This is a genomic window from Geodermatophilus sp. SYSU D00708 (genome assembly GCF_054050115.1).
In genome coordinates this window covers 226089-251544 of sequence record NZ_JBJGYS010000001.1, presented here as the reverse complement: position 1 = coordinate 251544, position 25456 = coordinate 226089, and the positions used below count along the sequence as shown (strand labels likewise).

General features: G+C 74.5%; 30 protein-coding genes. 13 read left to right on the top strand and 17 right to left on the bottom strand.

The features are described from left to right. Nucleotides 1–26 precede the first annotated feature (26 nt). Complete coding sequence (locus ACI79D_RS01330) at nt 27–176, top strand: hypothetical protein (RefSeq protein WP_456916484.1); 150 nt, start codon at nt 27–29, stop codon at nt 174–176. 106 nt (nt 177–282) lie between these two features. On the opposite strand, the gene ACI79D_RS01325 is transcribed toward ACI79D_RS01330, so the two are convergent. Then, on the bottom strand, nt 283–780 hold the full coding sequence (locus ACI79D_RS01325; protein WP_456916483.1) for a DUF4396 domain-containing protein: 498 nt from the start codon (nt 778–780) through the stop codon (nt 283–285). 215 nt (nt 781–995) lie between these two features. On the opposite strand from ACI79D_RS01325, the gene ACI79D_RS01320 reads away from it, so the two are divergent. After that, entirely contained in the window at nt 996–3062 is a 2067-nt protein-coding gene (locus ACI79D_RS01320) for a diguanylate cyclase domain-containing protein (RefSeq protein ID WP_456916482.1), read from the top strand. Here the strand turns inward: ACI79D_RS01320 and ACI79D_RS01315 are convergent. From ACI79D_RS01315 to ACI79D_RS01305, 3 genes are all read right to left on the bottom strand, one after another. Beyond that, complete coding sequence (locus ACI79D_RS01315; protein WP_456916481.1) at nt 3059–3889, bottom strand: tyrosine-protein phosphatase; 831 nt, start codon at nt 3887–3889, stop codon at nt 3059–3061. The two genes, ACI79D_RS01320 and ACI79D_RS01315, sit on opposite strands and share 4 nt — an antisense overlap. Then, nucleotides 3886–4791, bottom strand: a complete 906-nt coding sequence (locus ACI79D_RS01310) for a 3-methyladenine DNA glycosylase (protein WP_456916480.1) — start codon at nt 4789–4791, stop codon at nt 3886–3888. The genes ACI79D_RS01315 and ACI79D_RS01310 overlap by 4 nt, the downstream gene beginning before the upstream one ends. Before the next feature lie 142 nt (nt 4792–4933). Further along, nucleotides 4934–5689, bottom strand: coding sequence for a 3-hydroxybutyrate dehydrogenase (locus ACI79D_RS01305; protein WP_456916479.1), 756 nt, complete (start codon nt 5687–5689; stop codon nt 4934–4936). Nucleotides 5690–6488: 799 nt separating this feature from the next. Between ACI79D_RS01305 and ACI79D_RS01300 the strand changes: the two genes are divergently transcribed. Next, on the top strand, nt 6489–7853 hold the full coding sequence (locus tag ACI79D_RS01300; protein WP_456916478.1) for an MFS transporter: 1365 nt from the start codon (nt 6489–6491) through the stop codon (nt 7851–7853). A gap of 446 nt (nt 7854–8299) precedes the next feature. Here the strand turns inward: ACI79D_RS01300 and ACI79D_RS01295 are convergent, their stop codons facing one another. The 3 genes from ACI79D_RS01295 to ACI79D_RS01285 all read right to left on the bottom strand — a co-directional run bounded on the left by ACI79D_RS01295 (nt 8300) and on the right by ACI79D_RS01285 (nt 10703). Continuing rightward, the gene (locus tag ACI79D_RS01295; RefSeq protein WP_456916477.1) at nt 8300–8491 is read right to left on the bottom strand and encodes a hypothetical protein; all 192 of its coding nucleotides are present in this window, start codon (nt 8489–8491) and stop codon (nt 8300–8302) included. Between the two features lie 8 nt (nt 8492–8499). Then, a complete protein-coding gene (locus ACI79D_RS01290; protein WP_456916476.1) occupies nt 8500–8742 on the bottom strand; it encodes a hypothetical protein in 243 nt (80 codons plus the stop codon). 122 nt (nt 8743–8864) lie between these two features. Beyond that, the gene (locus ACI79D_RS01285; RefSeq protein ID WP_456916475.1) at nt 8865–10703 is read right to left on the bottom strand and encodes an acyl-CoA dehydrogenase; all 1839 of its coding nucleotides are present in this window, start codon (nt 10701–10703) and stop codon (nt 8865–8867) included. A 181-nt stretch (nt 10704–10884) separates the two neighbouring features. Here ACI79D_RS01285 and ACI79D_RS01280 point away from each other — a divergent pair, with 181 nt between their 5' ends. Next, nucleotides 10885–11487 carry a DUF1326 domain-containing protein gene (locus ACI79D_RS01280; protein ID WP_456916474.1) on the top strand — a complete coding sequence of 201 codons (603 nt, stop codon included), beginning with the start codon at nt 10885–10887 and terminating at the stop codon, nt 11485–11487. Nucleotides 11488–11490: 3 nt separating this feature from the next. Next, on the top strand, nt 11491–12318 hold the full coding sequence (locus ACI79D_RS01275; protein ID WP_456916473.1) for a DUF2182 domain-containing protein: 828 nt from the start codon (nt 11491–11493) through the stop codon (nt 12316–12318). A gap of 9 nt (nt 12319–12327) precedes the next feature. Here the strand turns inward: ACI79D_RS01275 and ACI79D_RS01270 are convergent, their stop codons facing one another. From ACI79D_RS01270 to ACI79D_RS01260, 3 genes are read right to left on the bottom strand one after another with little or no spacing between them, the layout of a single operon-like run. Then, the gene (locus tag ACI79D_RS01270) at nt 12328–12684 is read right to left on the bottom strand and encodes a lipopolysaccharide assembly protein LapA domain-containing protein (RefSeq protein WP_456916472.1); all 357 of its coding nucleotides are present in this window, start codon (nt 12682–12684) and stop codon (nt 12328–12330) included. A 37-nt stretch (nt 12685–12721) separates the two neighbouring features. Then, nucleotides 12722–12886: a hypothetical protein gene (locus ACI79D_RS01265; RefSeq protein WP_456916603.1), complete on the bottom strand. Its 165-nt coding sequence runs from the start codon at nt 12884–12886 to the stop codon at nt 12722–12724. Nucleotides 12887–12925: 39 nt separating this feature from the next. Then, entirely contained in the window at nt 12926–13516 is a 591-nt protein-coding gene (locus ACI79D_RS01260) for a TetR/AcrR family transcriptional regulator (protein WP_456916471.1), read from the bottom strand. A gap of 264 nt (nt 13517–13780) precedes the next feature. Between ACI79D_RS01260 and ACI79D_RS01255 the strand changes: the two genes are divergently transcribed. From ACI79D_RS01255 to ACI79D_RS01230, 6 genes are read left to right on the top strand one after another with little or no spacing between them, the layout of a single operon-like run. Then, complete coding sequence (locus tag ACI79D_RS01255) at nt 13781–14680, top strand: branched-chain amino acid ABC transporter permease (RefSeq protein WP_456916470.1); 900 nt, start codon at nt 13781–13783, stop codon at nt 14678–14680. Further along, nucleotides 14632–15867 (top strand): substrate-binding protein, encoded by a 1236-nt coding sequence (locus ACI79D_RS01250; protein WP_456916469.1) that lies wholly within the window; start codon nt 14632–14634, stop codon nt 15865–15867. The genes ACI79D_RS01255 and ACI79D_RS01250 overlap by 49 nt, the downstream gene beginning before the upstream one ends. Continuing rightward, nucleotides 15864–17576 carry a branched-chain amino acid ABC transporter ATP-binding protein/permease gene (locus ACI79D_RS01245; protein ID WP_456916468.1) on the top strand — a complete coding sequence of 571 codons (1713 nt, stop codon included), beginning with the start codon at nt 15864–15866 and terminating at the stop codon, nt 17574–17576. Before ACI79D_RS01250 ends, ACI79D_RS01245 begins: the two co-directional genes overlap by 4 nt. Continuing rightward, nucleotides 17576–18265, top strand: coding sequence for an ATP-binding cassette domain-containing protein (locus ACI79D_RS01240; protein ID WP_456916467.1), 690 nt, complete (start codon nt 17576–17578; stop codon nt 18263–18265). The genes ACI79D_RS01245 and ACI79D_RS01240 overlap by 1 nt, the downstream gene beginning before the upstream one ends. Before the next feature lie 39 nt (nt 18266–18304). Further along, a complete protein-coding gene (locus tag ACI79D_RS01235) occupies nt 18305–18505 on the top strand; it encodes a hypothetical protein (RefSeq protein ID WP_456916466.1) in 201 nt (66 codons plus the stop codon). Between the two features lie 2 nt (nt 18506–18507). Then, nucleotides 18508–19902, top strand: coding sequence for an amidase (locus ACI79D_RS01230; RefSeq protein WP_456916465.1), 1395 nt, complete (start codon nt 18508–18510; stop codon nt 19900–19902). A gap of 135 nt (nt 19903–20037) precedes the next feature. Here ACI79D_RS01230 and ACI79D_RS01225 read toward each other — a convergent pair whose 3' ends face one another. The 7 genes from ACI79D_RS01225 to ACI79D_RS01195 form a co-directional block, all read right to left on the bottom strand. Then, nucleotides 20038–20463 (bottom strand): hypothetical protein, encoded by a 426-nt coding sequence (locus ACI79D_RS01225; RefSeq protein WP_456916464.1) that lies wholly within the window; start codon nt 20461–20463, stop codon nt 20038–20040. A 73-nt stretch (nt 20464–20536) separates the two neighbouring features. Continuing rightward, complete coding sequence (locus ACI79D_RS01220) at nt 20537–21163, bottom strand: TetR/AcrR family transcriptional regulator (protein WP_456916463.1); 627 nt, start codon at nt 21161–21163, stop codon at nt 20537–20539. 204 nt (nt 21164–21367) lie between these two features. Continuing rightward, a complete protein-coding gene (locus ACI79D_RS01215; protein WP_456916462.1) occupies nt 21368–21508 on the bottom strand; it encodes a hypothetical protein in 141 nt (46 codons plus the stop codon). A gap of 102 nt (nt 21509–21610) precedes the next feature. Beyond that, a complete protein-coding gene (locus ACI79D_RS01210) occupies nt 21611–22621 on the bottom strand; it encodes a TIGR03617 family F420-dependent LLM class oxidoreductase (RefSeq protein WP_456916461.1) in 1011 nt (336 codons plus the stop codon). A gap of 46 nt (nt 22622–22667) precedes the next feature. Further along, the gene (locus ACI79D_RS01205) at nt 22668–22820 is read right to left on the bottom strand and encodes a hypothetical protein (RefSeq protein ID WP_456916460.1); all 153 of its coding nucleotides are present in this window, start codon (nt 22818–22820) and stop codon (nt 22668–22670) included. 61 nt (nt 22821–22881) lie between these two features. After that, complete coding sequence (locus ACI79D_RS01200) at nt 22882–23811, bottom strand: ribokinase (protein WP_456916459.1); 930 nt, start codon at nt 23809–23811, stop codon at nt 22882–22884. Between the two features lie 25 nt (nt 23812–23836). Then, nucleotides 23837–24340, bottom strand: coding sequence for a DUF6328 family protein (locus tag ACI79D_RS01195; protein ID WP_456916458.1), 504 nt, complete (start codon nt 24338–24340; stop codon nt 23837–23839). A gap of 56 nt (nt 24341–24396) precedes the next feature. On the opposite strand from ACI79D_RS01195, the gene ACI79D_RS01190 reads away from it, so the two are divergent. Then, nucleotides 24397–24735: a DUF3140 domain-containing protein gene (locus ACI79D_RS01190; protein ID WP_456916457.1), complete on the top strand. Its 339-nt coding sequence runs from the start codon at nt 24397–24399 to the stop codon at nt 24733–24735. Between the two features lie 3 nt (nt 24736–24738). Further along, the gene (locus ACI79D_RS01185) at nt 24739–25440 is read left to right on the top strand and encodes a methyltransferase domain-containing protein (RefSeq protein WP_456916456.1); all 702 of its coding nucleotides are present in this window, start codon (nt 24739–24741) and stop codon (nt 25438–25440) included. Nucleotides 25441–25456: the final 16 nt, after the last annotated feature.

The following is a 25456-nucleotide window of genomic DNA, read 5'->3' as shown; positions in this document are numbered from 1 at the left end:
ACGACACCGGAAGAAGGCATCGAACGATGAACAGCGTGACCTCCAGCTGGCGGCAGCGTCGGCAGGCGGCGCGGACGCGCCGGGCGATCGACCGCGCCCTCGCGCGGACCAGCAGCCCGGCGATGCGGGACGAGCTGCTGACGATGGCGAACGGCAGCGGCCCGCTCTTCCGCTGAGGCGCCGACGCGCCGAGAACACCGCACGACCCCGGCCTCCCTGTGGGAGACCGGGGTCGTCTGCTGTCCGCGGCCCTCGGTGCAGGCCGTGGACGACGGGGTCCTGTCAGTGCAGGCCGTGGACGACGGCGTGGCCCCGGCCGCGGCTGATCATCCAGCGGTTCACCGGCAGGGTGACCACGAAGGCGACGGCGAGCGAGCCGGCCAGCGCCAGCCAGAAGAGCGCGCTGCCGATGCCGGCCTCCATGGCGCCGGGCACCGAGAGCATCACGGCGTTGTCGACCACCTCCATGACCGCGATCGACACGGTGTCGGCCGCCAGGGCCACCGTCAGCGCCCGCCGGAACGGCAGGCCGGCGCGCAGCACCCCGCGCATGGTGAGGGCGTAGCCGAAGACGAAGGCCAGTGCGACCGCCAGGGCGACGGTGGTCCAGTCGTGCAGCCCCAGCGAGGTGCCGATGACCATGCCGAGGACCTCGCCGATGGCGCAGCCGGTCAGGCAGTGCAGCGTCGCCGAGGCGGCAGTCGCCCACGGGACCCGGCCGGTCCCGGGGGCGTGGCCCGCGTGCCCGGCGTCCTGGTGGTGGTTCACGGCTGTGTCCACGGTGGCTCCTCCGTCCGTTGTACCTATACCCCCTAGGGGTACAACGCCGTTCTACTCCGTGGCGGGCCCCGGCGCAAGGGGCGGACCGCCGGGAGGCCGACGTCCCCCCTTCGGGGCGTTTCCCTCAACCCGGTGGCCGGTACCGCCGATCGAGCAGTCGTGAGGACACCGGGCCGGACCTGCCCATCACGACGCCGCCGGACACGAGGGCACTCATGGTGACCGCGTCCGCGCCCGAGCCCCGAGAGACCTCCGGGGCCACCACCGCCCTCGTCCTCGGCTACGTGCGCCACCAGGCCGGGGACGCCGCCGTCGCGGAGGTCCTGCGCCGCGCCGGGGTGACCGCGACTGCCGAGCAGCTGACCAGCCCCTCGCACTGGACGAGCTACGACACCCGCATCCGGCTGTTCGCGGCCGCCACCGACGTGCTCGGCGACCCGGCGACGATGTTCCGCGTCGGGCGTGAAGCGTTGGCCCACGGGATGAACCCCGCGATCGTCCTCCTGGTCCGGGCGATGGGGTCGCCGGGGCAGGTGTACCGGCAGCTGCCGCGCGCGGTCGCGAAGTTCTCCACCACCTCCACGATGGAGCTCGTCGAGATCGGCGCCGGCCACGCCACCATCCGCTTCACCCTGCACCCCGGTTACCCGCACTCCCGCCTGGACTGCGACTACGCGCGGGGGCTGATCGGCATGGTGCCGGTCATCTTCGGGCTGCCCTCGGCCGAGGTCCTGCACAGCGAGTGCGAGTCCGATGGGCACCCGGCCTGCGTCTACCACCTGACCTGGGAGCGCCGCCGCCGCTGGCGCCGCTCCCGGGCCGCCGCGGACGACGCCCGGCCGGAACTGGCGGCGCTGCGGGAGCAGCTGCGGGTCCTCCAGTCCGCGGCCACCGACCTGGTGGCCAGCGACGACCTGGACACCGTGCTGCGGCGGATCGTGGCGCGGGCCGCCGAGGCGGTGCTGGCCCCGGCGTACGTCCTGGCCGTGGCCGCCCCCGACGGCGGGCGGCCGCTGGTGCACGGGGCCGGACTGCCGGCCGAGACCGTCGACGCGCTGGCGGCGACGCTGCTCGCCGGCGCCGACCCCGGCCCCCACGTCGTGGCCGTCGACGTCGCCTCGGCCCGCCGCGCGCACGGCCGGCTCGCGGCGGTCTACCGGCCCGGCGACGGCGCGCTGGGACACGAACGCGAGATGCTCGCCGCGTACGCCGGGCACGCCGCGGCGACGCTGGACCTCCTCATGGCCCTCGACAGCGCCCGCCAGGAGGCCCACCGGGCCGGTGCGCTCCTCGCGCTGGCGCACGAGCTGGCGCAGGCCGGGGACGCCGCGGCCGTCTGCTCGGTCGTGGCCGACGCCCTGCCGCGGATCGTCGGGTCCGACAGCGGGACGATGCTGCTCTGGGAGCCCGCCGACGGCTCCCTGGTCACCGCCGCCGTCGCCGGGTTCACCGGGCCCCCGCACGACCTGATGCTCAACACCTCCCTGCGCGCCGAGGACACCCCCGAGCTGGTCGGCATGCTCACCGACCGGGAGCCCCGCCTCCTCGACGCGGCGACCTGCAGCGCCGGCCTGGCGCAGCTGCTCGCCGGGCTGGGCGTCACCCACGCGGTCGCCGTCCCGCTGCTGGCCGGCCGGACGTTCCTCGGCGTCGCGACGGCGAGCTGGACGGTCGGCCGGTCGCCCGCCCGGCTGGACGGCGAGGTGCTCGAACGCCTGCGCGGCCTGAGCGACCAGGCCTCGACGGCGCTGCAGAAGGCCCGGCTGCTGGAGACCGTCCGCCACCAGGCCACCCACGACGCGCTCACCGGGCTGCCCAACCGGGTGCTGTTCCTCGAGCGGCTCGCCGGTGCGCTGGCCGCGACCGGCCCGGAGCAGCACGTGGGCGTGCTGTTCTGCGACCTCGACCGGTTCAAGGCGGTCAACGACTCCCTCGGGCACGCCGCCGGGGACGAGCTGCTCCGCCAGGTCGCGGCCCGGTTGCGGGCGGCGGTGCGTCCCGGCGACACGGTGGGCCGGCTCAGCGGCGACGAGTTCGCCGTCCTGCTCCCCGCCCTGGCCCGCGCCGACGACGCCGACCGCGTCGTCGCCCGCGTCCTCGGCTGCTTCGACGAGACCTTCCGGCTCGAGGGCACCGCGGTGGCCGTCGGGACCAGCATCGGGGTCGCCGTCCACAGCGGGGAGTGGGGCGCCGCCGACGACCTGCTGCGCGCCGCCGACTCCGCCATGTACCGGCACAAGCACGCCGGCCGGGCCGGCGCGGACGCCCCCGAGGAGGGTTAGCCGCGCAGGCGGGCGCGCAGGGCCGCCTGCTCCTCGGCGCCGAAGCCGTGCTCGGTCAGCCAGCCCACCGGGCCGCCGTGCCGCTCGTCGAGCAGGGCCAACAGGCGGTCCATCGTCTCCGCGCGCGGGGTGTGGCTGGCCACGCCGCGGGTGGTCATGTCCTCCGCGTAGGTGGGGGAGGCGGCGAGCTTGGCCACCAGCGCGTCGATCACCTCGGCGGTCAGCGCGTAGTCGGCGACGATCTCCTCGTGCGGGACGCCCGCGACCGCAAGGGAGAACATGACGACCACCCCGGTGCGGTCCTTGCCGGCCGCGCAGTGCACCACGGCCGCGCCGTCCGAGCCGGCGGCCAGGGCGCGCAGCGCACCGAGCACGTTGTCCGGGCGGTGGGCCAGGTAGCCCAGGTAGGAGCGCACCGCCGGCGGCTCCTCCTGGTCGCTCGCGGCCACCTGCCGCGGCAGGATCGACTCGGCCCAGTCGGCGGGCAGCTCCGGCAGGTCGACCTCCTCGACGGCGAAGACGTCGGTGTGGTGGCCCCGCTCGGGCAGCAGGCTGAAGTGCCGGTGGGTCACCGCGGGCACCGCCCGCAGCGGTCCGCGGCCCTCCAGCAGCACCTCCGCGGTCGTGCGCAGGTCGATCACCTCGCGCAGCCCGACCTCGTCGACCAGCCGCCGGACGTCGGTGTCGCTGAGCGTCTGCAGGTTGTCGCTGCGCAGGATCCGGCCGGGCAGCGTCGTCCCGCCGTCTGAGGTGGGCAGCCCCCCGAGGTCGCGGGTGTTCGTCGTCCCGTCGAGCAGCAGCCAGCGGTCGGTGCGGGTGGAGGTCACCCTCCGACGGTACGTCCGGCCGGCGACGGGACGGGGTCGGCCGGGGGAGTGCCGAGCAACGCGCCGGTGACGGCGAGCAGGCGGGTGCGCAGCGCGGCGCCGCGGCCGGCGAACCCGCGCTGCAGCGCGGCGTACTCGGCCCGGCCCTCGGCGGTCTCGATGCGCACCGGCTCGCGCCCGGAGCCGCGCAGGTCGTAGGGGGAGGCGCGCATGTCCAGCTCGCGCACGTCCCGGGCCAACTCGAAGCAGTCCAGCAGCAGCTCACCGGGGACGGCGGGACCGAGCTTGGTCGCCCACTTGTAGAGGTCCATGGTGGCGTGCAGGCAGCCGGGCTGCTCCAGGTCGGGCTGGCCGACGCGGGTCGGCTGCAGCCGGTTGAGCCCGACCGCCGCGGGGGTGAAGAACCGGAAGGCGTCGAAGTGGCTGCACCGGATCGGGTGCGCCTCGACGACGGCGTCCGTGCCGGCCTGCCCCAACCGCAGCGGGAGCGGGTGCCGGCGCTCGTCGGCCCGGTAGACCATCGCCCACTCGTGCAGCCCGAAGCAGCCGGTGAAGGCCGGCCGGGCGGCGGTGGCGGCCAGCAGCCGGTGCACGAAGCCGACGGTGTCGCCGCGGTCGGCGAGGAAGGCGGTGGGATCCAGCGCCACGGTGGCCCCGTCGTCCCGGTACCACCGCCACGCGGCGTGCGGCGCGGGGGACGCAAGGGCCGTGCCGGCGCCGGGGTGCCAGCGCCGCAGCACCGACGGGCGGGTCGAGTAGTACTCGTAGAGGAAGTCCTCGACCGGGTGCCGCTCCCCGGTGGCCCGGCGGGCCCGGTGCCCGGCGGTCAGCGCGTCGGCCCGCTCCGCGTGCGCCGCCGACCGCGCCGTCCACACCTTTCGGGGGAGTCGGTCGGGCTGCACCGGTCCAGGGTAGGAGGGGCGCCGGGGACCTCCGTCCCGCGCTCGGCGGACCGGTGGTGTGCGGTCGTGGCGGGTCTCGCCGCGGGAACGCGCCGGGGGCGCACACCGCCCCGGGGCCGGCCGGTCGGCGGCGCGGCGGTGCTCAGTGGGCGCTCCACCCGCCGTCCATGACCAGCGAGCTGCCGGTGATCGAGGCCGCCGCCGGCGAGCACAGGTAGGCCACCGCCTCGGCGACCTCCTCCGGCTCGATCAGCCGCTTGACCGCCGCGGGGGCCAGCATCACCTGCTCCACGACCTGGTCCTCCGACAGGCCGTGCGCCTTCGCCTGGTCGGCGATCTGCCCCTCGACCAGCGGCGTGCGCACGTAGGCGGGGTTGACGCAGTTGGAGGTGACCCCGTGCGGCGCCCCCTCCAGGGCGACCACCTTGGACAGCCCCTCGAGGCCGTGCTTGGCGGTGACGTAGGCGCTCTTGTAGGCCGAGGCGCGCAGCCCGTGGATGGAGCTGATGTTCACGATCCGCCCCCAGCCGCGCCCGTACATGTGCGGCAGCGCACCCCGGATCAGCCGGAACGGGGCCTCCAGCATCAGCCGGAGGATCAGCGAGAACCGGTCCGCGGGGAACTCGTGCACCGGTGCCACGTGCTGCAGCCCGGCGTTGTTCACCAGGACGTCGACGTCGAGGTCGAGGGCGTCGAGGCCGTCGAGGTCGGTGAGGTCGACCGCCAGCGCGGTGCCGCCCACCTCCGCGGCGACGGCCTTCGCCGCCTCGCCGTCCCGGTCGAGCACCACCACGGAGGCGCCGGCCGCCGCCAGCCGGACCGCGCAGGCCCGCCCGATCCCCGAGGCGCCGCCGGTCACCAGCGCCCGCCGTCCCGCCAGCCCGCCTGCTGCGTCCATGGCCGTCACCGTAGGCCGGGCCGCGGACGGCCTGCACCTCGTGCGGCCACACCCCGGTTTCCGCGCGGGGGAGGCCGCCGACACCGGACGGTGGGGGACCCGGGGATGGCGGGCGCACCCGCCGGAGCGCCCCCGTCCGCGTCGGCGACCATCCCGGCCACCAGTGCGGCACCTCCAGCGCGGCGTCCACCCCGGCTGCTCTCGAGGGCAGTCCCGCATGCGTCCAGCCCCCTCGACGGGGTGGGCGTCCAGGGGCCAGTCCCCTCAGCTCCACCGCGTCGAGCGTCCTCCCGCAGGGAGGGCGGCCTGAGTCGTTCCCGGGGCGGTGCCGGGTGCGCCCACGGTGCCGTTCTCTCTCCACAGCGCCCGTGTCCTGAGGTGGCGGCCTCGCTCGCTGGCGTTCCTCTTCTCCAGGCCGGCGTCGCCGGTCACCGGATCGAGATCCCCCGCAACTCGCCGATCCGCCGCAACCCGGGGATGCTGTGCCCGGAGCTCCGGCGACAAGGGGGGACCGTGGACCTGCACAGTCGTGCGTGGTACCTGCCCGTTGCCGTGCGGCGTCGAGACGCGTACCGCCGACGGCCACCCGCACACCGGCCTTCGCGGGGTCGTGCTCCGGGTCCTGTGGAGGGCCTCTGGCCTGTCGTCCGGTCGCTCCTCGCGCCGCCGCTGCACCAGTTCCCAACGCTGAGCCGGCCGTCTGTGAGCGGCCGGCCCCTCGATCCCCGGGGGGCTCCCGCCCTCCGGCCGGAGACATCCGGAACCTGACCAGATCCTGCACACGGAGAGGGGATGAGCATTGTCCAGGTCTCACCAGGAAGCCGCTGTCCCGCCGGGGTCGCGCACGCCCATCGTCAAGGTCGTCGGCGCCAGCCTCGTCGGGACGACCGTGGAGTGGTACGACTTCTTCCTCTACGGCTCCGCTGCCGCGCTGGTCTTCAACAAGCTGTTCTTCCCCGACTTCGATCCGCTCGTCGGCACGCTGCTCGCGTTCGCCACGTACGCGGTGGGCTTCGCGGCCCGGCCGATCGGTGGGGTGATCTTCGGGCACTTCGGTGACAAGGTCGGCCGCAAGAAGATGCTGGTCATCACCCTGATGCTGATGGGCGGCGCGACGTTCCTCATCGGCCTGCTGCCGACGTACGGGGCGATCGGCGTCTGGGCGCCGATCCTGCTGATCCTGCTCCGGCTGGTGCAGGGCTTCGCTCTGGGTGGGGAGTGGGGCGGGGCGGTGCTGATGGCCGCCGAGTACGGCACGCCGGAGCGACGCGGGTACTGGGCCTCCTGGCCGCAGGCCGGTGCGCCGGCGGGCAACCTCCTCGCCGTCGCCGTCCTCGCGCTGGTCTCCGCGGTGACCGACACCCAGCAGTTCGAGTCCTGGGGCTGGCGCATCCCGTTCCTGCTCAGCGCGGTGCTGGTGGCCGTGGGCCTGTGGATCCGGGTCTCGATCGAGGAGTCGCCGGTCTTCCGGGCCGCCCGGGAGCAGTCCGCCCGAGCGGAGGAAGCTCCCAAGCTGCCCGTGGTGCAGGTGCTGCGCCAGTACCCCCGGGAGATCATCCTCGCGATCGGCGCCCGCCTGGCGGAGAACATCGGCTACTACATCTTCACCGCGTTCGCACTGGCCTATGCCACCGGTGAGGCGGGCATATCGCGCGGCACGGCGCTGAACGCGGCGCTCATCGCCTCCGCGATCCACTTCGGTGCCATCCCCGTGATGGGTGCGTTGTCCGACCGGTTCGGCCGCCGGCCGGTCTACCTGGCAGGGGCCGTGGGCGTCGGGGTGTGGGGCTTCGTCTTCTTCACCCTGTACGACTCGCAGTCGTTCCTGCTGCTCGCGGTCGCCGGCACGATCGGCCTGGTCTTCCACGCAGCGATGTACGGGCCGCAGGCGTCCTTCTTCTCCGAGCTGTTCTCCACCCAGGTGCGCTACAGCGGCCTGTCGGTGGCGGGACAGGTGTCCTCGATCGTGGCCGGCAGCCTGGCGCCGATCATCGCGACCGCGCTGCTCATCGAGTACGGCAGTTCGCTCCCGATCTCGCTGTACCTCGCCGGCGCCGCGGTACTCACCGCGATCGCCGTCCTGCTCAGCCGGGAGACCGTGCGCAGCGACCTGACGCGGGACCCGGCCGCCGAGCGGGCGCCGATCGGCGCCGGCCGGCGCTGAGCCCCCCCGTCCGGCGCAGCGCGTCGAGGTCATTCGGCCGATGCCGCGGCGGGGTTCGTCCTCCACGGCGACACCGTCGCCACCGGCGGATCCGTCGGCGTCGGTTCGCCGAGGAGCTGGCGCTCGCGCGGAAGGCGGTTCGAGGCCACCGGCTCGCCGCGGGACCTCACCCGTGGTCCACGCGGCGGGCCGGTCCACGCGGCCGGCCACGGCGACGGCGGCACGCTCGGGCTGCACCACGTCGGTGCCGGCGGCGTGGTGCACCGGGTCATCGGCAGGCACCGGGCCGCCCGAGCCTCGGCGTGCTCGTCCGGGAGGCACCGGCCATCACGCGTCCGAGAGAGACCCCCTGGCCCCACCGCTCGCAGGCTCGCGGCGGGGCCCTCCAGGGGCAGGACAGGGCCGCCCACGACGCGTGTCGTGGGCGACCCCTGGCGTTCCTGGCGTCAGTCGGGCACGTTGCCCGGGCGCACGATGCCGTCGTCGGTCTGGGCGTCGTCGTCGGTGGTGAGGGTGACGTCCCGCTCGCTGCCGTCCGAGCGGTCCTCGCCGGGGACACCGTCGATCATGTTGGTGTTCGTGGGCCCGTTCGTGGTGTCGGGGGACTCGCGGTAGCCGGTGGGGTCGGACTCGCTCATCGGGTGGCTCAGCCTCCGGATCGTGGGGTGGGGTCCTGGACCTCGCCGGACGGGCCGGAGGTCCGGGCGCGGGCGACGTCGCTGTCGGCGCGGGCGGGCAGGTCGTCGTCGGAGGCGGCGTCGCGCTCGATCGCCTCGTCCCGGGTCAGCGGGACGTCCTCGAACGAGGACCCCGTGTCGCTGTTGTCACCGGTGCCGGACGCGGTGGGCACGCCCTGCTGGATGCGGTCGCTGCCCTGGGGGTCGGTCACGGGGGCCTCCTGTCGACGGCGCTGTCCTCCCGCCCATGCCCGGTGACCCGTCCCTGAAACGGCCGACGGCCGCCGTCCCCCGCAGGGACGACGGCCCGCCGTGGTCACGTGCCGGAGGGGCCTCAGAAGGCGGCCTCGTCGACCGCCATCAGCGCGTTGTCGGTGTGCTCGACGACGACCCGCTCGGCGGCCAGGCGCGGCAGCACCTGGGTGCAGAAGAAGCGGGTGGCGGCCAGCTTGCCCTCGTAGAAGTGCCGGTCCCGCTCGCCGACCTCGCCGGCCAGCGCGGCGAGCGCGACCTCGGACTGGCGGACCAGCAGCCACGCGGTGACCAGGTCGCCGACGGCCAGCAGCAGCCGCGAGGTGTTCTGGCCGACCTTGTAGAGGCTGCTCGGGTCCTGCTGGGCGGCGGTGAGGTGGCCGAACATCGCCGTCAGCATCGCCTGGACCTCGCCGAGGGCGGTCCCGAGCAGGGCCCGCTCCTCCTTGAGCCGGCCGTTGCCGGCCTCGGCCTCGACCGTGGCCCGGATCTGCGTGGCCAGCCAGGTGAGCGCGACGCCGCCGTCCTTCACGACCTTCCGGAAGAAGAGGTCCTGACCCTGGATCGCGGTGGTGCCCTCGTAGAGGGTGTCGATCTTGGAGTCGCGGATGTACTGCTCGATCGGGTAGTCCTGCAGGTAGCCCGATCCGCCGAGGGTCTGCAGCGACTCACTCGTCAGCAGCTGGGTGGCGCGCTCGGAGCCGAAGCCCTTCACGACCGGCAGCAGCAGGTCGTTGACCCGGGCGGCCAGCCGCGCGGTCTCGGGATCGCCCTCGGCCGCGGCCTGGATCGCCTGGTCGCGGGTGCTCGCGGTGTACAGGTACAGCGCGCGCATGCCCTCGACGTAGGACTTCTGCAGCATCAGCGAGCGCCGCACGTCGGGGTGGTGCGTGATGGTCACCCGCGGGGCGTCCTTCGACGTCGCGGTCAGGTCGGCGCCCTGGACCCGGTTCTTCGCGTAGTCGAGAGCCACCTGGTAGCCGGCCGAGAGGGTGGCGATGGCCTTGGTGCCGACGAACATCCGCGCGTACTCGATGATCCGGAACATCTGCGCGATGCCGTCGTGCACGTCGCCGACCAGCCAGCCCCTCGCCGGCACCGGTCCGTCGCCGAAGGTCACCTCGCAGGTCGTGGAGACCTTCAGGCCCATCTTCTTCTCGACGTTGGTGACGTGCACGCCGTTGCGCTCGCCGAGCGCGCCGGTCGTGAGGTCGACGTGGAACTTGGGGACGACGAACAGCGACAGCCCCTTGGTCCCCGGCCCGGCGCCCTCGGGGCGGGCCAGCACCAGGTGGACGATGTTGTCCGACAGGTCGTGCTCGGCCGAGGTGATGAACCGCTTCACGCCGGTGATGTGCCAGGAGCCGTCGGGCTGTTGCACGGCCCGGGTGCGCCCGGCGCCGACGTCGGAGCCGGCGTCGGGCTCGGTGAGCACCATCGTGGCGCCCCAGCCCTTCTCGACCACCAGCTCGGCCAGGCGCTTCTGGTCCGGGGTGCCCAGCTCGTACAGCGTCGCGCCGAACGTCGGGCCCGAGCCGTACATGAAGACGGCGGGGTTGGCGCCCAGGATCATCTCGTAGGCCGCCCAGCGCAGGGCGACGGGAGCGCCGAAGCCGCCGAGCTCGTCGGGCAGGTCCAGGCGGAACCACTCGCCGTCCTGCAGGGCCCGGAACGACCGCCGGAAGCTCTCCGGCAGGGTCACCGAGGAGGTGGCGGGGTCGAACACCGGCGGGTTGCGGTCGGCGTCCTCGAAGGAGGCGGCCAGCGGCCCCTCGGCCAGCCGGCGGATCTCGGCCAGCACGCCGCGCGCGGTCTCGGCGTCCATCTGCTCGAACGGGCCGGTGCCGAAGCGGTGCCTGGTGTCCAGGAACTCGAAGAGGTTGAACTCCAGGTCCCGCAGGTTCGCGGTGTAGTGGCTCATGGCGGATGGCTCCCGTGCTCCGTGCCGGCGCGTTCGTACTGGCTGGTAACAAACGCTATTACCGGCCGGTAACCGGGAGCAAGATCCTCCTCCGGTCGGGGTGTCCCGAGCCCGGTCGCGAGGTGGTTGACCCCCCTCTCCGGGCGGCAGGACACTGGCCGCCTCGTGGAGGGGGCCTGTCATGGCATGGAACCTCAGGGGCGGCTACGCCGAGACCTGCTCGTGCGAGCTGATGTGCCCGTGCAACCTCTCGTTCGACCACGGCGCCACCTACGACTACTGCCGGGCGACCCTCGCCTTCGACATCCGCGAGGGCCAGATCGACGGCACCGACGTCCGGGGCCGCCGGGTCGTGACGATCATCGACACCCCGAAGGTCATGACCGACGGCAACTGGCGGCTCGGCATGTACGTCGACGACCAGGCCACCGACGAGCAGTTCGACAAGCTGGTGAAGGTCTTCGGCGGCCAGCTCGGCGGGCCGATGGCGGCGCTCGCCCCGCTCGTGGGTGAGGTCGTCGGGGTCGAGCGGGCGGCGATCGACATGCGCGACGACGGCCTGCTGCACAGCGTGCGCGTCGGGGACGCCATCGACTTCGAGATCCAGGACATCGTCCCCTTCGGTGTCGAGACCGGTCAGCCGGTGCGCTTCGCCGGCGCGTTCCACCCGGTCGCCCCGGACCTGACGATGGCCGAGGCCCGGCGCTCGCGGATCGACGCCTTCGGCATCTCCTACGAGGGCAGGACCGGGGTCTCCCACGCCGACTTCGCCTGGTCCGCCTGACCCATGAGCGTCCGGGCGCAGGAGCGCGTACCGGACGGTGGCCTCGGGCCCGCCTTCGCCGCCGTCCGTGTCCGGCTCGGGCTCGTTGCCGCGCTGTTCGCGCTCGCCGCCGTCGGCTGGTGGTGGACGGCCCGGCAGATGCGGGGCATGGACGAGGGTCCGTGGAGCGCCCTGGGGACGCTGGGCTGGTTCCTCGGGGTCTGGGTCGTGATGATGGCCGCGATGATGTTCCCGTCGGTCGCCCCGACGGTCGCGCTGTACTCCCGCATGACCCGGCGGCGGTCGCCGGTCTCGCCCCTGCTGTTCGCAGCGGGCTACCTGGTCACCTGGACCGCCGCCGGACTGGTCGCCTTCGCTCTGGCGGCGACCGTGGACCTGCTGGCCGCGGACGTCCTCGCGTGGGACCGCGCGGGCCGGTGGGTCGCAGGGGCCACGCTCCTCGTGGCGGCGGTCTACGAGCTGACCCCGCTCAAGGACGTCTGTCTGGGCAAGTGCCGCAGCCCGCTCGGCTTCCTGCTCGGCTCCTGGCGGGAGGGCCGCCGGGGCGCGCTGCGGATGGGGGCGCGAAACGGCGCGTGGTGCGTCGGCTGCTGCTGGGCGCTGATGGCGTCGCTGTTCGCCCTGGGGGTCATGAGCGTCGTCTGGATGGCCGTGGTCGCCGGCCTGATCGCCGTGGAGAAGACCCTGCCGTGGCGCCGGGTGGCCACCTACGGGACGACGGCGCTGCTGCTCGTCCTCGGCGTCCTGGTGCTGACCGTCCCCGACGCGATCCCGGCCCTCACCGTCCCCGATGGGGACATGGCCGGCGAGATGCCGGTGATGAGCGGCTAGCTGCCCGGGTCAGCGGCTGCGCCGGCGGGCGCGCGTCACCAGGCCGGCCAGCCAGACGAGCAGCCCGCCCAGGGCGGCGGCGATGAGCAGCGCCAGGACGAGCGGGGCCTGCACGTTGCCGAACACCAGGCTGACGTCGACGGTCTGGGTGTTGAAGACGACGAACAGCACCAGGATCACCGTCACGAAGAGCAGCAGCGCCAGGGCCAGGGTGCGGCTGACCGCCCGGCCGGCGGACCGGGCCGGGGACGTCGTCCGTCCGGTCGTGGTCGGGGCCGGGCCGGCCGGACCGGGGCCGGTCGCCGGGCCGGAGGAGGTCCCGGGGGCAGCCGGGGCGCGCAGCGGGTCGGGTCCAGGCGAGGTCACGGTTCGAGTCTGCGGGTCGGGGGCGCCGGGCGCGAGGTCAGCGCTGCGCGTCCGGCTCGGTTCCCGCGGGCGGGTAGCTCGGGCCGGCGACGCCGTCGGCGGGCTCCTCGCCGCCGCCCTGTGACTCCGGGTCGGCCGGCGGGGCCACCTCCCCACCGAGGGGGCGGACGTCGCGCTCGTCGTCGGGCGTCGGCATGGTCACGCCCCGAGTCTGCGGCGGGAGGCGGAGGACCGCGACCGGTCAGAGGTAGCCCGGGTCCGGCGCCCGCAGGGTGTCGACCAGGAGCGCGGTGCCGTTCTCCGGCCGCACGCAGACGCCCTGGAGCAGCAGGCGCAGCTGCGCGGGACGGCGGCTGCGGTCCCGGATCGCGCCGGCCAGCTCCATCAGGTCGCGCGGATCGGCGTGCCGGTGCACCTGCCCCTCGCGCTGGGCGCGCACCCACAGGGCCGCCATGGCCTCGTCGAACGCGGCCTTGGGGCCCTTGATCGCCGCGGCGGGGAGCCGGCCCACCCGGATGCCGGTGGACTCGATGAAGCGGTCGTCCGCGGTGACCATGCGGGAGAAGGTGTCGGCCAGCAGGACGATGCGGGACAGCTCCCCCTCCCGCGCCACCGGCCGGCGGGCCAGCTCGTCCATGGCCACCCAGCGCTGCACCGACACCGCGTCGATCAGCGTGCCCTTGTCCGGGAAGTGCCGGTACAGCGTGCTCACGCCCACCTGTGCCCGGTCGGCGATGACCCGCACACCGACCCCGGGCCCCTCCGCGGCGACCGCGTCCCGTGCGGCACGCAGCAACCGCGTGACGTTCTCCGCCGCGTCGCTCCGCGTCATCGCTCCCGCTCCCGTCCCGAGGGCCTGTCAGGGAAGTGGGATGTTAGGCAGCTTCTGTTACCGCTTTGCTGCGTCGCATCACGTGCGTTTCCCAGACTCCGTCCCACAGGCCGGGACCGGGTGACGAGCCCGCACCGGCCGACCAGGACGCCGGAGGACGGGTGACCCGCCCTCGGCCGGGGCGAACGCGAGGTGGACCGCTTCGATGCAGCACCCAGACACCGCCGCACCGCGGCGGACCGCCGCGTGGGACCGGAGCCGCTAGTGGACTCGCTGGTCTCCTTCGTCCTGTCCACGGCCAACCTCTTCGGCTTCTACGCCCTGCTGGCGCTGGGCCTGGGGCTGGTCTTCGGTCAGCTCGGCGTCGTGAACGTCGCCCACGGCGACTTGGTGATGGTCGGCGCGTACGTCATGTACGCCCTCGCGCCGGTCCCCTTCCCGCTCCGGGTGCTGGTCGCGGTGCTCGTCGCCGTCGCCCTCGGCCTGCTGGCCGAGTGGACGGTGCTCCGCAAGCTCTACAGCCGGGGCATGCTCGCCACGCTGCTGGCGATGTGGGGGCTGGGCATCGTGCTCCGCCAGTTGGCCGAAGCCGTCTTCGGGGCCACCCCGCGCTCGGTCGAGGCCCCCATCGAGGGCAGCACGGTGGTCCTCGGGACGCCGTTCCCGACGTACCGGCTGGTCGCGACCGGGGTGTCCCTGGTCGTGGTGGTGCTCGCCCTGCTCGTCGTCTACCGGACCAGCCTGGGCCTGAAGCTGCGCGCGTCGATCGACAACCGCGACATGGCCGCCGTCCTGGGCATCCCGCCCCGCCTCATGATTGCCGGCACCTTCGCCGTCGGCACCCTGCTCGCCGTCCTGGCCGGCGCGCTGCAGAGTCCCACGCTGGGGCTCACGCCCGGGATGGGCGTCGCCTTCCTGGCCCCCGCGTTCTTCGCCGTGCTCGTCGGGCGGCCCGGCTCCCTCACCGGACCGGTGGTGGGCGCGTTCGTCGTCGCCCTCCTGTCCTCGCTCCTGCGCCGGTACCTCACCGAGACCGTCGCCGAACTGCTGTTCTTCGCCGCCCTCGTCGTCCTGATCGCCGCCCGCCCCGCGGGCCTGTCCTGGAGGTTGCCCTCGTGGTCGTCAACGAGAACGTCGTCCGCACCGGCACGGAACGTCGCGTGACCGGCTCGACGCGACGGCTGGCCGTCGCCGGCACCAGCGCCGTGCTGCTCGCCCTCACGGCCTGCGGTGGGTCGATCGGGGGAGACGAGGCGGCCGCCGACAGCCAGGAGCCGCTCAAGATCGGTTTCCTCGCGCCGGTCACCGGGCCCGCCGCTCCCGAGGGGATCGCGATGCAGCGGGGCTTCGACCTGGCGATCGAGGACATCAACGCCGACGGCGGCGTCTTCGGGCAGCCGGTCGAGGTCGTCTTCATCGACGACCAGGCCGACCCGGCGACCGCCACCCAGGCGGCGCAGCGGCTGGTGCAGCAGGAGCAGGTCGACTACATCTTCGGGACCATCACCGACGACACCACGATCGCCGCGGCGAACGTCGCCGAGCAGGCGGGCGTGCCGATGTCCCAGGCGATCGCCACCGCGCTGGACTTCTGCGGCCCGGACTTCTGGCCGTTCGGCGAGACCCCGACCCAGCTGCTGACCGCCCTCGTGCCGCAGATGATCGAGCAGTTCGGCCCGAACGTCGCCCTGGTCGGCAACGACTACGTCTTCCCGCGCACGTACCACGAGACCGCCAAGGAGCTCGTCGAGGCCGCCGGTGGCACCGTCGTCGCCGAGGAGTACTCCCCGCTCGGCACGTCGGACTGGCAGCCGGTCGTCACCAAGCTGGCCGACGCCGACCCCGACTGGGTCCTGTCCGCGGTCGTCGGTGGGGACGCGGTCTCCTTCGTCAAGCAGGCCGACCAGTTCGGCCTGCTCGCCGACCGCGGCCTGGCCGGCACATCGACCGACCAGCAGTTCTACCCGGCGCTCGCCCAGCAGCTGGACGGTCGCACGCAGGTCGTCCGCTACAGCGACCAGGTGGACACCGAGGCCAACCGTGCCTTCGTCGAGGCCTACCAGGAGGCCTACGACACCCAGGACCCCATCCCCGGGGTGGCCGGCAACGCCTACGACGGCATGCGCTTCATCGCCGAGGCCTTCGAGCAGGCCGGCGCCAAGGACGCCGACGCCGTGAGCGAGCAGATGGGGCAGCTGGAGTACGAGGGCCTGACCGGGACGATCCGGTTCGACGCGACCAACCACGTGAGCCTGGCCCCGATGTTCCTCACCGACATCGAGGGCGGCGCCTACGGGGTCACCGAGGAGCTGGGCGTGGTCGAGGACGACCAGACCAAGGACTGCTCGTGACCTCGTCGCTCCTGCGGCGGGTCCGGCCGGGGCACGCGGCGGCACTGGCCGCTGCGGCCCTGGCCCTGGCCGCGGCCCCGTTCGTCCTCCTGCCCTACCCCCTGGCCCTGCTCACCCTCGCGCTGGTCTACGGGCTGTTCGCCTTCGGCCTGGACGTGGCGTGGGGACGGGCCGGCGTGGTCAGCATCGGTCACGCGGCCTTCTTCGGCCTGGGCGCCTACGGGTCGGCGATCGCCGCCGCCCACGGCCTGCCGATGGTCCTCGGCGGCGCCGCCGGCGTCGTCGCGGCGGTGGTCGTGGCCGTGCTGGTCGGCCTCGCCGGCCTGGGCCGGCGCGCCATGCCCGCCACGATGGCCGTGCTCACGCTCGCGCTGACGCTGGTGATGAGCCAGGGCGCCCGCTCCTGGACCTCGCTCACCAACGGCACCAACGGCCTGGTGGTGGTCACCGGCGACGGCGTCGTCGGGACGTACTACCGGACCGCCGCGGTCGTGCTCGTCACCGTCGCCCTGGTGTGGTTCGTCGTGCTGCGCGGCCCGCTCGGGCGGCGCTTCCTCGCCGTCCGCGTCGACCAGCAGCGGGCCGAGCACCTGGGCATCGACCCGCGGCGGGTGAAGACGACGGCGCTGGCGGTGAGCGGCGGCGTCAGCGCGGTGGCCGGCGCGGTCGCCGCACCGGTCATGGGCCTGGTCTCCCCGTCGGCCGGGGGCATCGTCCTCTCCACCGAGGTGCTGGTCTGGCTGGCCGTGGGTGGCCTGGGCACGATCTCGGGAGCCTTCCTCGGTGCCGGCCTGGTCACCATCGGCGAGCAGACCCTCGGCGACGTGCTCGGCAGCTGGTACCTGCTGCTGATGGGCGTCCTGTTCCTCGTGGTGGTCCGCTTCGCCCCCGAGGGGCTGATCGGTCTGGTGCGCACGGCGCTGCGCCGGCCGGTGCGCGAGAAGGCCGCCGGCGGCGCGGTCCTCGGCGGCGCCCCGGGTGCGGCCCCGGCCCTGCCCCCGCTCGACCCGGCGGCCCCGGCCATCGCCGCGGACGACGTCGAGAAGGACTTCGGGCCGGTGCCGGTGATCAAGGGCATCGACCTGCGGGTCGGCAGCGGCGAGGTCGTCTGCCTGATCGGGCCCAACGGGGCGGGCAAGTCCACGTTCCTCGCCGTCCTGGCCGGCGAACACCTCCCCGAGCGCGGCCGCGTCGGCCTGGCCGGGCACGACGTCACCACCTGGGCGCCGCACGAGCGCGCCCGGCTGGGGTTGGGACGGCTGTTCCAGATCCCGAACGTCTTCCTCGACCTCACGCCGGCGCAGAACCTGGCCCTGGCGCGCGCCGAGGCGGTGCAGGTGCCCGTCTCACTGCCGCTCTACGACCGCTTCCTCGCAGCGGACGACGCGCCCGCGCGGGAGCTGTCCCTGGCCGACCGGCGGGCCCTGGAACTGGCCATGGTGCTCAGCTGGGGTCCGCGCATCCTGCTGCTCGACGAGCCCGCGGCCGGGCTCTCCCACGAGGACTCGATCGCCCTCGCGCGCACGCTGCGCGACGTCGCCGAGCGCACCGGCTGCACCCTCGTGGCCGTCGAGCACGACATGGAGATCGTCCGCGAGCTCGCCGACCGCGTCGTCGTCCTCGCCGACGGCCGGATCCTGGTGGAGGGCTCGATGGAGGAGGTCTCCGCCCACGACGAGGTGCGACGTGCCTACCTGGGGGTGGCCTGATGCTCGAGCTGCGCGCCATGACCGGCGGCTACAAGGACACCCGGATCGTCAACGACCTCTCCCTCCGGGTCGAGCCCGGTGAGGTCGTCGGCGTCCTCGGCCGCAACGGCGTCGGCAAGACGACGCTGCTCAAGAGCCTGTTCGGGCTGTGCCGGGTGTTCTCCGGGGAGGTCCGGGTCGACGGCGCCGCCGTCCCGCCCGGCCGGCCGGAACTGCTGGCCCGTGCCGGGTTCACCCTCATGCCCGACGACCGCGGCGTCTTCGCCAACCTGACCATCAGCGAGAACCTGCGGTTGGCCACCCGGCGGGGCTACCGGCCGCCGGTCGACGTCCGCGCCGTCTACCCCCTGCTCGACGAGCGGGCCGACCAGGCCGCCGGCACCCTCAGCGGCGGGCAGAAGCAGCAGGTCGGGCTGGCCCGGGCGGTGCTGTCGGGCTCCCGGCTGATCGCCGTCGACGAGTTCTCCCAGGGCCTGCAGCCCTCCGTCGTGGACGACTCGATCGCGGCCCTGCGCACCGTGGCGGCCTCCGGGGTGGCGGTCGTCGTGGTGGAGCAGGGGCCGGAGATCCCGCTGCGCTTCTGCGACCGCATCGTCGTGATGGTCAAGGGCGGCATCGTGCTCGACGCGCCGACCGAGGAGTTGCGCGCCGACCCCTCTCGCCTGACCGACCTGCTCGTGGTCGGCTGACCGACCCACCCCTGCCCTGCCGAACCCCGGGAGCTGCCCGTGACACCGCCCCCTCGTTCCTTCTCCGCCGAGGCGACCGCGCACGCCGCCCGCGCCGCCCGCCTGGACCTGGCCGCCGAGCGGCACGAGCCGGTCGGCGCCTTCCTCGGCGAGATGTACGCGCTGATCGACCGGCTCGACGACGTCCCGCTGGGGGAGACGCCGCCGGCCACCGCCTTCGACGCCCGCTGGGAGGCCTGACCGTGCAGCCGTTCGAGCTGGACCTGACCACCGCCGCCGAGGAGATCGCGGCCGGCCGGCTCTCGCCGGTGGAGCTCACCGACTCGGTGCTGGCCCGCATCGAGGCGACCGAGCCGACGATCACCGCCTTCGCCCACGTCTGCGCCGACCTCGCCCGGGACCAGGCCGTCGCGGCGGAGAAGGAGATCGCCGAGGGCCGGTACCGGGGGCCGCTGCACGGCATCCCGCTGGGCGTGAAGGACCTGTACGACACCGCCGGCATCCCGTCGACGTCCAGCTCGCAGGTGCGCGCCGGGCACGTCCCGGACGCCGACGCGGTCGCCGTGGAGCGGCTGCTCGCGGCCGGGATGGTGATGGTGGGCAAGACCCACACCCACGAGTTCGCCTACGGCGGACGGACGCACACCACCCGCAACCCGTGGGATGCCACCCGCATCCCCGGCGGGTCCAGCGGGGGCTCGGGCGCCGCCGTCGCGGCCGGGTCCTGCCTGGTCGCGCTGGGCACCGACACCGCCGGGTCGATCCGGATCCCGGCCAACCTCTGCGGCACGGTGGGGCTCAAGCCCACCTACGGGCGGACGTCGCGGCGCGGGGTGGCCTCGCTGTCGTGGTCGCTGGACCACGTCGGGCCGCTCTCCCGGAACGTGCGCGACAGCGCCCACGTGCTCGACGCCATCGCCGGGCACGACCCGCTCGACCCCGCCTCGATCGACGTCCCGGTGCCGGGCTACGCGGCCGGGATCACCGGCGACGTGCGCGGGCTGCGGGTCGGCGTCCCCACGAACTACTTCTTCGACCACGTCACCGACGACGTCGAGGCGTCGGTGCGGACGGCGGTGGGCGTGCTCGAGGGCCTCGGCGCGCAGCTGCGCGAGGTGACCATCCCCTACCCCGACCAGGTCATCGGCGCGGAGTGGGCGATCGTCATGCCCGAGGCGGCGGCCTACCACCAGGACGCGCTGCGGGGCAGCGCCGACCTCTACCGCCCGGAGACCCGCCTGCTGCTGGAGGCCGGCGAGCTGATCCTGGCCACCGACTACATCAAGGCGCTGCGGGTGCGGACGCTGATGAAGCAGGCCTGGGCGCAGCTGTTCGCCGACGTCGACGTCGTCGTCGCGCCCGTCCAGCCGTTCGTCGCCCCCGTCGTCGACCAGATGGACGTGACCTGGGCGGACGGGACGACCGAGGCGGTGGACCTGGCGATGGTGCGGCTGACCTCGCCGGCGAACCTGACCGGGCTGCCGGCCCTGGCACTGCCCACCGGCTTCGACCCGGCCGGGCTGCCGCTGGGGATGCAGCTGATCGGCCGGCCGTTCGACGAGGCCACGCTGCTCGACGTCGGCTGCGCCTACGAGGCCGCCACCGACGTCGTCGGCCGCATCGCCCCCGTGGTCTGAGGGTCCTGGCGTCCCGGCCGCGGGGCCCGGAGGGTCCCCGGCCGGGGCGCCGGTTCGGCTCAGCGCGGCAGGGGGAGGACGGCACCTGGTGGCGGTGTCGGCCGGAGGCCGACGGTGTGACCGCCCCGGGCCTCCTCAGTCGTCCAGAGCCGGGCCGGCCTCGTGGTGCGGGTGGCCCGTGGTGCGTTCCCGCTGCTTCATCCGGGCCTCGAAGACGTGCCGGTCACCGCCGGCCAGCTCGGTGCGGGCCCGCTCGTCGAAGGCGCGGAAGACCGACCAGTACGTGGCGTCGTAGTCCTCGACGATCTGGAACGTCCACCGGTCGGCGATGACGTTGCGGCCGACCAGGTCGCGGTCGAGGTCGTCGGCCAGCTCGGTGTGCCCCGCCTCGCGGAACAGCTCGACGGCGTCCTGCAGGAGCAGGTCGGCCTTCCCCGAGTGCTGGTGGAATCCGTAGAGCTGGCCGCGGGCCTGCTCGATGGTCTCCAGGGCCTCGGAGAGCTTGCCGAGGCCCTCCACGGTCGTGTCGTCGAGGTCGGGCCGGCTGCGGTCGCTGCTCACCGGTCCATCCTGCGGTGGGCACGCCGGTCGCGCTGCACGACCGCGGGGGCCTCCAGCGGCGGCCGCCGGGTGCTCAGCGGCCGGCGATGGCGGCGTCGATGAGCCGCTCGGCGAGCTCGCGGCCGTGGGCGGCCGGGCCGTCGGGGCCCAGCAGGCCACCGGAGAGGTACATGCCGTCGATGATCAGGTGCACCTGGGCGGCGAGGTCGTCACCGCCGCCGGGCACGAGCTCGTCGGCCAGGCGCTCCAGGCGGGCGTGCAGCTCGAACTTGTAGTCCGCGGCCGCGCTGCGCGCCGGGTGCTGCGGGTCGTCGTACTCGCTGCTGACGTTGGTGAACGGGCACCCGCGGAAGCCGGTGCGGGTCACGTCCCGCTCGACGGCGTCCACGACCGAGAGCAGCGCGGCCCGCGGGTCGCCCTCGAGCCGGACGAGCTCGGCGTCGATGAAGGCCAGGACGGTGGCGGCCTTGCGGGCCAGGTAGGCGCCGACGAGGTCGTCCTTGCTCTTGAAGAGCCGGTAGACCGTCATCTTCCCCAGGCCGGTCTCACGGACCAGCTCGTCCATCCCGACGCTGCGGGAGCTGCGGCCGGCGAACAACCGCTCGGCGGTGTCCAGGACGATGGCCTGCCGCTCGGCCCGGCTCCGGCGGATAGGAGCCGCGGCGTCGTCGGCGGCGAGGGGGAGGGCGGCTGCGGTCACGCGGGGGATGCTGCCCCAGCGCGTGACGGATCAGTTCGCGGCACGCCGCGCAGTGCGCACGAGTGGTTGCAGTGAGTGACGAGAGACGTCCGGGTAAGCCGGGACCCGGGGGATCGGTGGGACTGGTGTGACGATGCGTGATGGAGAACCCCCCTGCCCCACGCCACTCGAGAGCTCGCGGCGGGCCCCTGCAGGGGGGCTCCGTCAGGCTCGGCGCACCCGGCGCGGGTTGGCCAGCAGTCGGGCCACCGGGACGGCCGAGGCCCGCTGGGCCTGCGACTCGTCGGCCTGACGCTCGGTCGGGGTCTCGTCGGCTACGTGCATGTCGCGCTGCGTGTCCTCCATGCGACCCAGCGTCCCCCGAGTGCGTGGCCCGGAAACAGACCCGGAACGGTGAGTTGTAGCCGAAACGCTGAGATATCCGTCACTGCGCGTACACGCCGCGCGCTAGGAGAGGGCCGCGACGACGGGATCCCACGCGCCCGGCCGGGTCGCCTCCACGGGCACGCTGAACCGGTCGACCAGCCCCTCGAACCGGGCCCGCACCGCGCGACCGACGTCGGCGGGACCGGCCACGACGGCGAACGCGTCCAGCACCTCGTCGTCGACCAGGTCGCGCATCGCCGTCCACCGGTCCTCGCTGCGGCCGACCGACAGGGCGTGCAACTCGTCGGCGAGCGCGCCCCAGCCGTGCAGCTCCAGCACCGGCCGGTAGGCGGGCGTGCTGCCGTAGAAGGCGATCCGGGCGCGGACGTCGTCGGCCGCGGCGGCCCGCTCCGCCTCGGTGGCGCCGGTGACGACGAACCCGGGCAGGCAGACGGTGAGCTGCTCGCGGGACCGGCCGGCCGCGGCCAGCCCCTCCTCCAGCGCCGGCAGGGTCCGCTCCCGCAGGTAGCGCGCCGTGGTGAAGGAGTGCGCGAACAGCCCGTCGGCCACCTCGCCGGCCAGCCGGGTCATCCCGGGGCCGACCGCGGCCAGGTACACCGGCGGCGCACCCCACCGGTGCGGCTCCGGGCTGAACACCGGCGTCATGAGCGTGTGCCGGTAGCTCTCCCCGCGGAAGTGCAGGCGGGTGCCCTCCTGCCAGGCCGACCAGATGGCGTGCAGCGCGGCCACGTACTCCCGCATCCGCGGCACCGGTGCGCTCCACGGCATGGAGAACCGCCGCTCCACGTGGGCGCGGACCTGCGTGCCCAGGCCGAGCACGAACCGGCCGCCGGTGTAGCGCTGCAGGTCGTACGCCGTCCCGGCAACGGTCATCGGCGAGCGCGCGAAGGCGACCGCGATCGCCGTCCCGACCTGCAGCCGCGTGGTCGCGCGGCCGGCGACCAGCAGCGGCAGGAACGGGTCGTGAGCGGTCTCGGACGTCCAGACGCCGGCGAAGCCCCGCCGCTCGAGGTCCCGGGCGAGCTCGGGGACGGCGTCGAGGTCGGCGGTCAGCGTGGCGTCGAGCAGCACGGCCCCGGAGCCTCCCGCACGCCGGGGCCGGACCGCCAGCGCGGGCTCAGTCGCCGTCGGTGGAGGTGTCGGCTCCCTCGGCGGGCTCGTCGGGGTGGGGCGTGCGCCCGCTGGTGGGCTGCTCGCCCTCGGGGTCGCCCTCGGCGCGCTCGGCGCTGCGCGGCGGGCGGGCCGGGTCGGTCTGCGCGGGATCGGTCACGGGGTTCCTCCTGGCGTCGGTGTCCTCCGGGCGTGTGCCCCGGCGCCCGGGCAGGAAACCGTCAGCCCGCCGCGGCGGCCACCGGCAGCCGCGCTCGCAGCGCCGCGACCTCGGCGGGGCCGGGCAGCGCGCCCCGGGCGCCGCGCGCGGTCGTCGACAGGGCGGCGGCGGTGACCGCGGCGGCGACCGCCTCGGCCGGGGCGGCACCTTCGGCCAGGGCGACGGCGAGGGCGCCGCAGAAGCAGTCGCCGGCCCCGGTGGTGTCGACGGCGCGGACCGGCGGAGGCGGCTGCAGCAGGGCGGGGCCGTCCGCGGCCACGAGCAGGGCGCCCCTCGCACCGAGGGTCACCACGACGGTCGCCGTCCCGAGGCCGCGGGCCAGCGCGGCCAGGTCGGCCGGGGACCGCTCGCCCGGCCCGGCGCCGGCCAACTGCAGCAGCTCGTGCTCGTTGGGCACCAGGACGTCGACCCGGGACAGCAGCTCCGGCGGCAGCGGCTGCGGCGGCGCGGGGGTGAGGACGACGGTGCCGCCGGCGACCGACGCGGCGGCCGTCACCGTGGCCAGCGGGACCTCCAGCTGGAGCAGCACCACCCGCGCCCGGCGCACCGGCGCCACGTCGACGTCCGCGGGCACCAGCTCGGCGTTGGCCCCGGGGACGACGACGATCAGGTTCTCCCCGCTGCCCTCCTCGACCGGGATCGTGGCGCTCCCGGTCGGCGCCTCGGGGGTGCGCCGCACGTGCCCGACGTCCACGCCCGCGTCGGCCAGCGCGGCCAGCTGCCGGTCCCCGGCGGGGTCGGCGCCGACCCGGCCGACCATCACCACGCCCCCGTCGGCGGACAGCCGCCCCGCGGCCGCGGCCTGGTTGGCGCCCTTGCCGCCCGGCGCGAGCACGGTGCCCTGCCCCACGACGGTCTCGCCGCGGCCGGGCAGCCGGTGCACCCGCACCAGCACGTCCTCGTTGAGGCTGCCGACGACGGTCACGGACACGCGGTCAGCTCTACCAGACGCCGGCTCACTCCCGCGGCGGCCGGCGCTGGCGCAGGCGCAGGGGCAGGACGTACCAGGCCACCACCCCGACGGCCACGACGAACGCGCACCCGACGACCGCCGGCCAGCGGCCGAGGACGACGTCGAGCACGAGCAGGACCGCGCTGGTGATGCCGAGGAACAGCAGGCCCAGCCCGATGCGCAGGGCGAGGTCGGCGAAGGCGACCAGCTCGCCCTTGCGCCGCTGCCGGAACAGCGTGCGGTGGAAGGACACGGGGGCGATCAGTACCAGGGTCGCGGTCGCAGTGCTCAGCAGCGTGATCGTGTAGACGGTCGTGGCGAACGCGCCCTGCTCCTCGAACCGGCTGGTGAAGGCCAGGGTGAGCAGGAAGGCGAAGAGGATCTGCACGCCGGTGATCGCCACCCGCATCTCCTGCAGCAGCTCGGCGAGGTTGCGGTCGAGCACCTCGTCCGGCTGCTGCCCGCGGAGCAGGGCGGTCTGCTCCACGTCGGTCCGTTTCCACGCCACGCTGATGCGGTACCGCGATGGCGCCGCCCCAACCACCCGACCCGCGGAGGCCACGCATGAGCGAGGACCGGGACGCCGTCCGGCGCGAGTTCGGCGAGGCCGTGAACATGACCGCCACGGAGCTGGCCGACTGGCTGGACACCGAGGAGTCGCAGTCGGTCGGGCAGAAGGACGGCGGCTCGGAGTCCACCGGCCACGCCTCGGGACGGCGGATCGTCGAGCTGCTGCGGACCAAGAAGGACGACCTCACCGACGACGACCTCGCGCACATGCGCAAGGTGCACGGCTACGTGCAGCGGCACCTGGCCCAGGAGCCGAAGAAGGAGGACGTCGAGACCTCCAAGTGGCGGTACTCGCTGATGAACTGGGGGCACGACCCGCTGAAGAAGGGGTAGTGCATGCCTGTTCTGCGCCGGAACGACCCCGCCCAGTACGAGCAGCTCGCCGACCAGTGGTGGGAGGCCTCCGGCGGCTTCGCGATGCTGCACTGGCTGGCCGCCTCCCGCGCCGAGCACCTCCCGCCTGCGACGTCCCCCGGCGCGGTCCTGGTCGACCTGGCCTGCGGCGGCGGGCTGATGGCGCCGCACGCCGCCCGGCTGGGCTACCGGCACGTCGGGGTCGACCTGGGGCTGGCCGGGCTCGCCGTCGCCCGGGAGCACGGCACGCTGCCGGTGCGCGGGTCGGTGCTGGCCGTCCCGCTGGTCGACGGCTGCGCCGAGGTCGTCGTGGCCGGGGAGATCCTCGAGCACGTCGAGGACGACGTCGCGGTGCTCGCCGAGTGCGCCCGGCTGCTGCGCCCCGGCGGGGCGCTGGTCATCGACGCCATCGCCGACACCCGGCTGGCCGAGCTGATCGCCGTCCGGCTGGGTGAGCGGGTGCCCGGCGGGCCGCCACCGGGCATCCACGACCCGCGGCTGTTCGTCGACCGCCGCCGGCTGCTCGCGGCTGCGGACCGGCTGGGCCTGGAGCTGCGCCTGGTCGGGCTGCGCCCGTCGCTGCGGGACACCGTCGCCTGGCGGCTGGGCCGGCGGGAGGGCGTCCGGATGCGGCCGCTGCCGACCACCGCCGTCCTCTTCGCCGGCTACGGCCGGAAGCGATGATGCGGCGGGAAGTGCA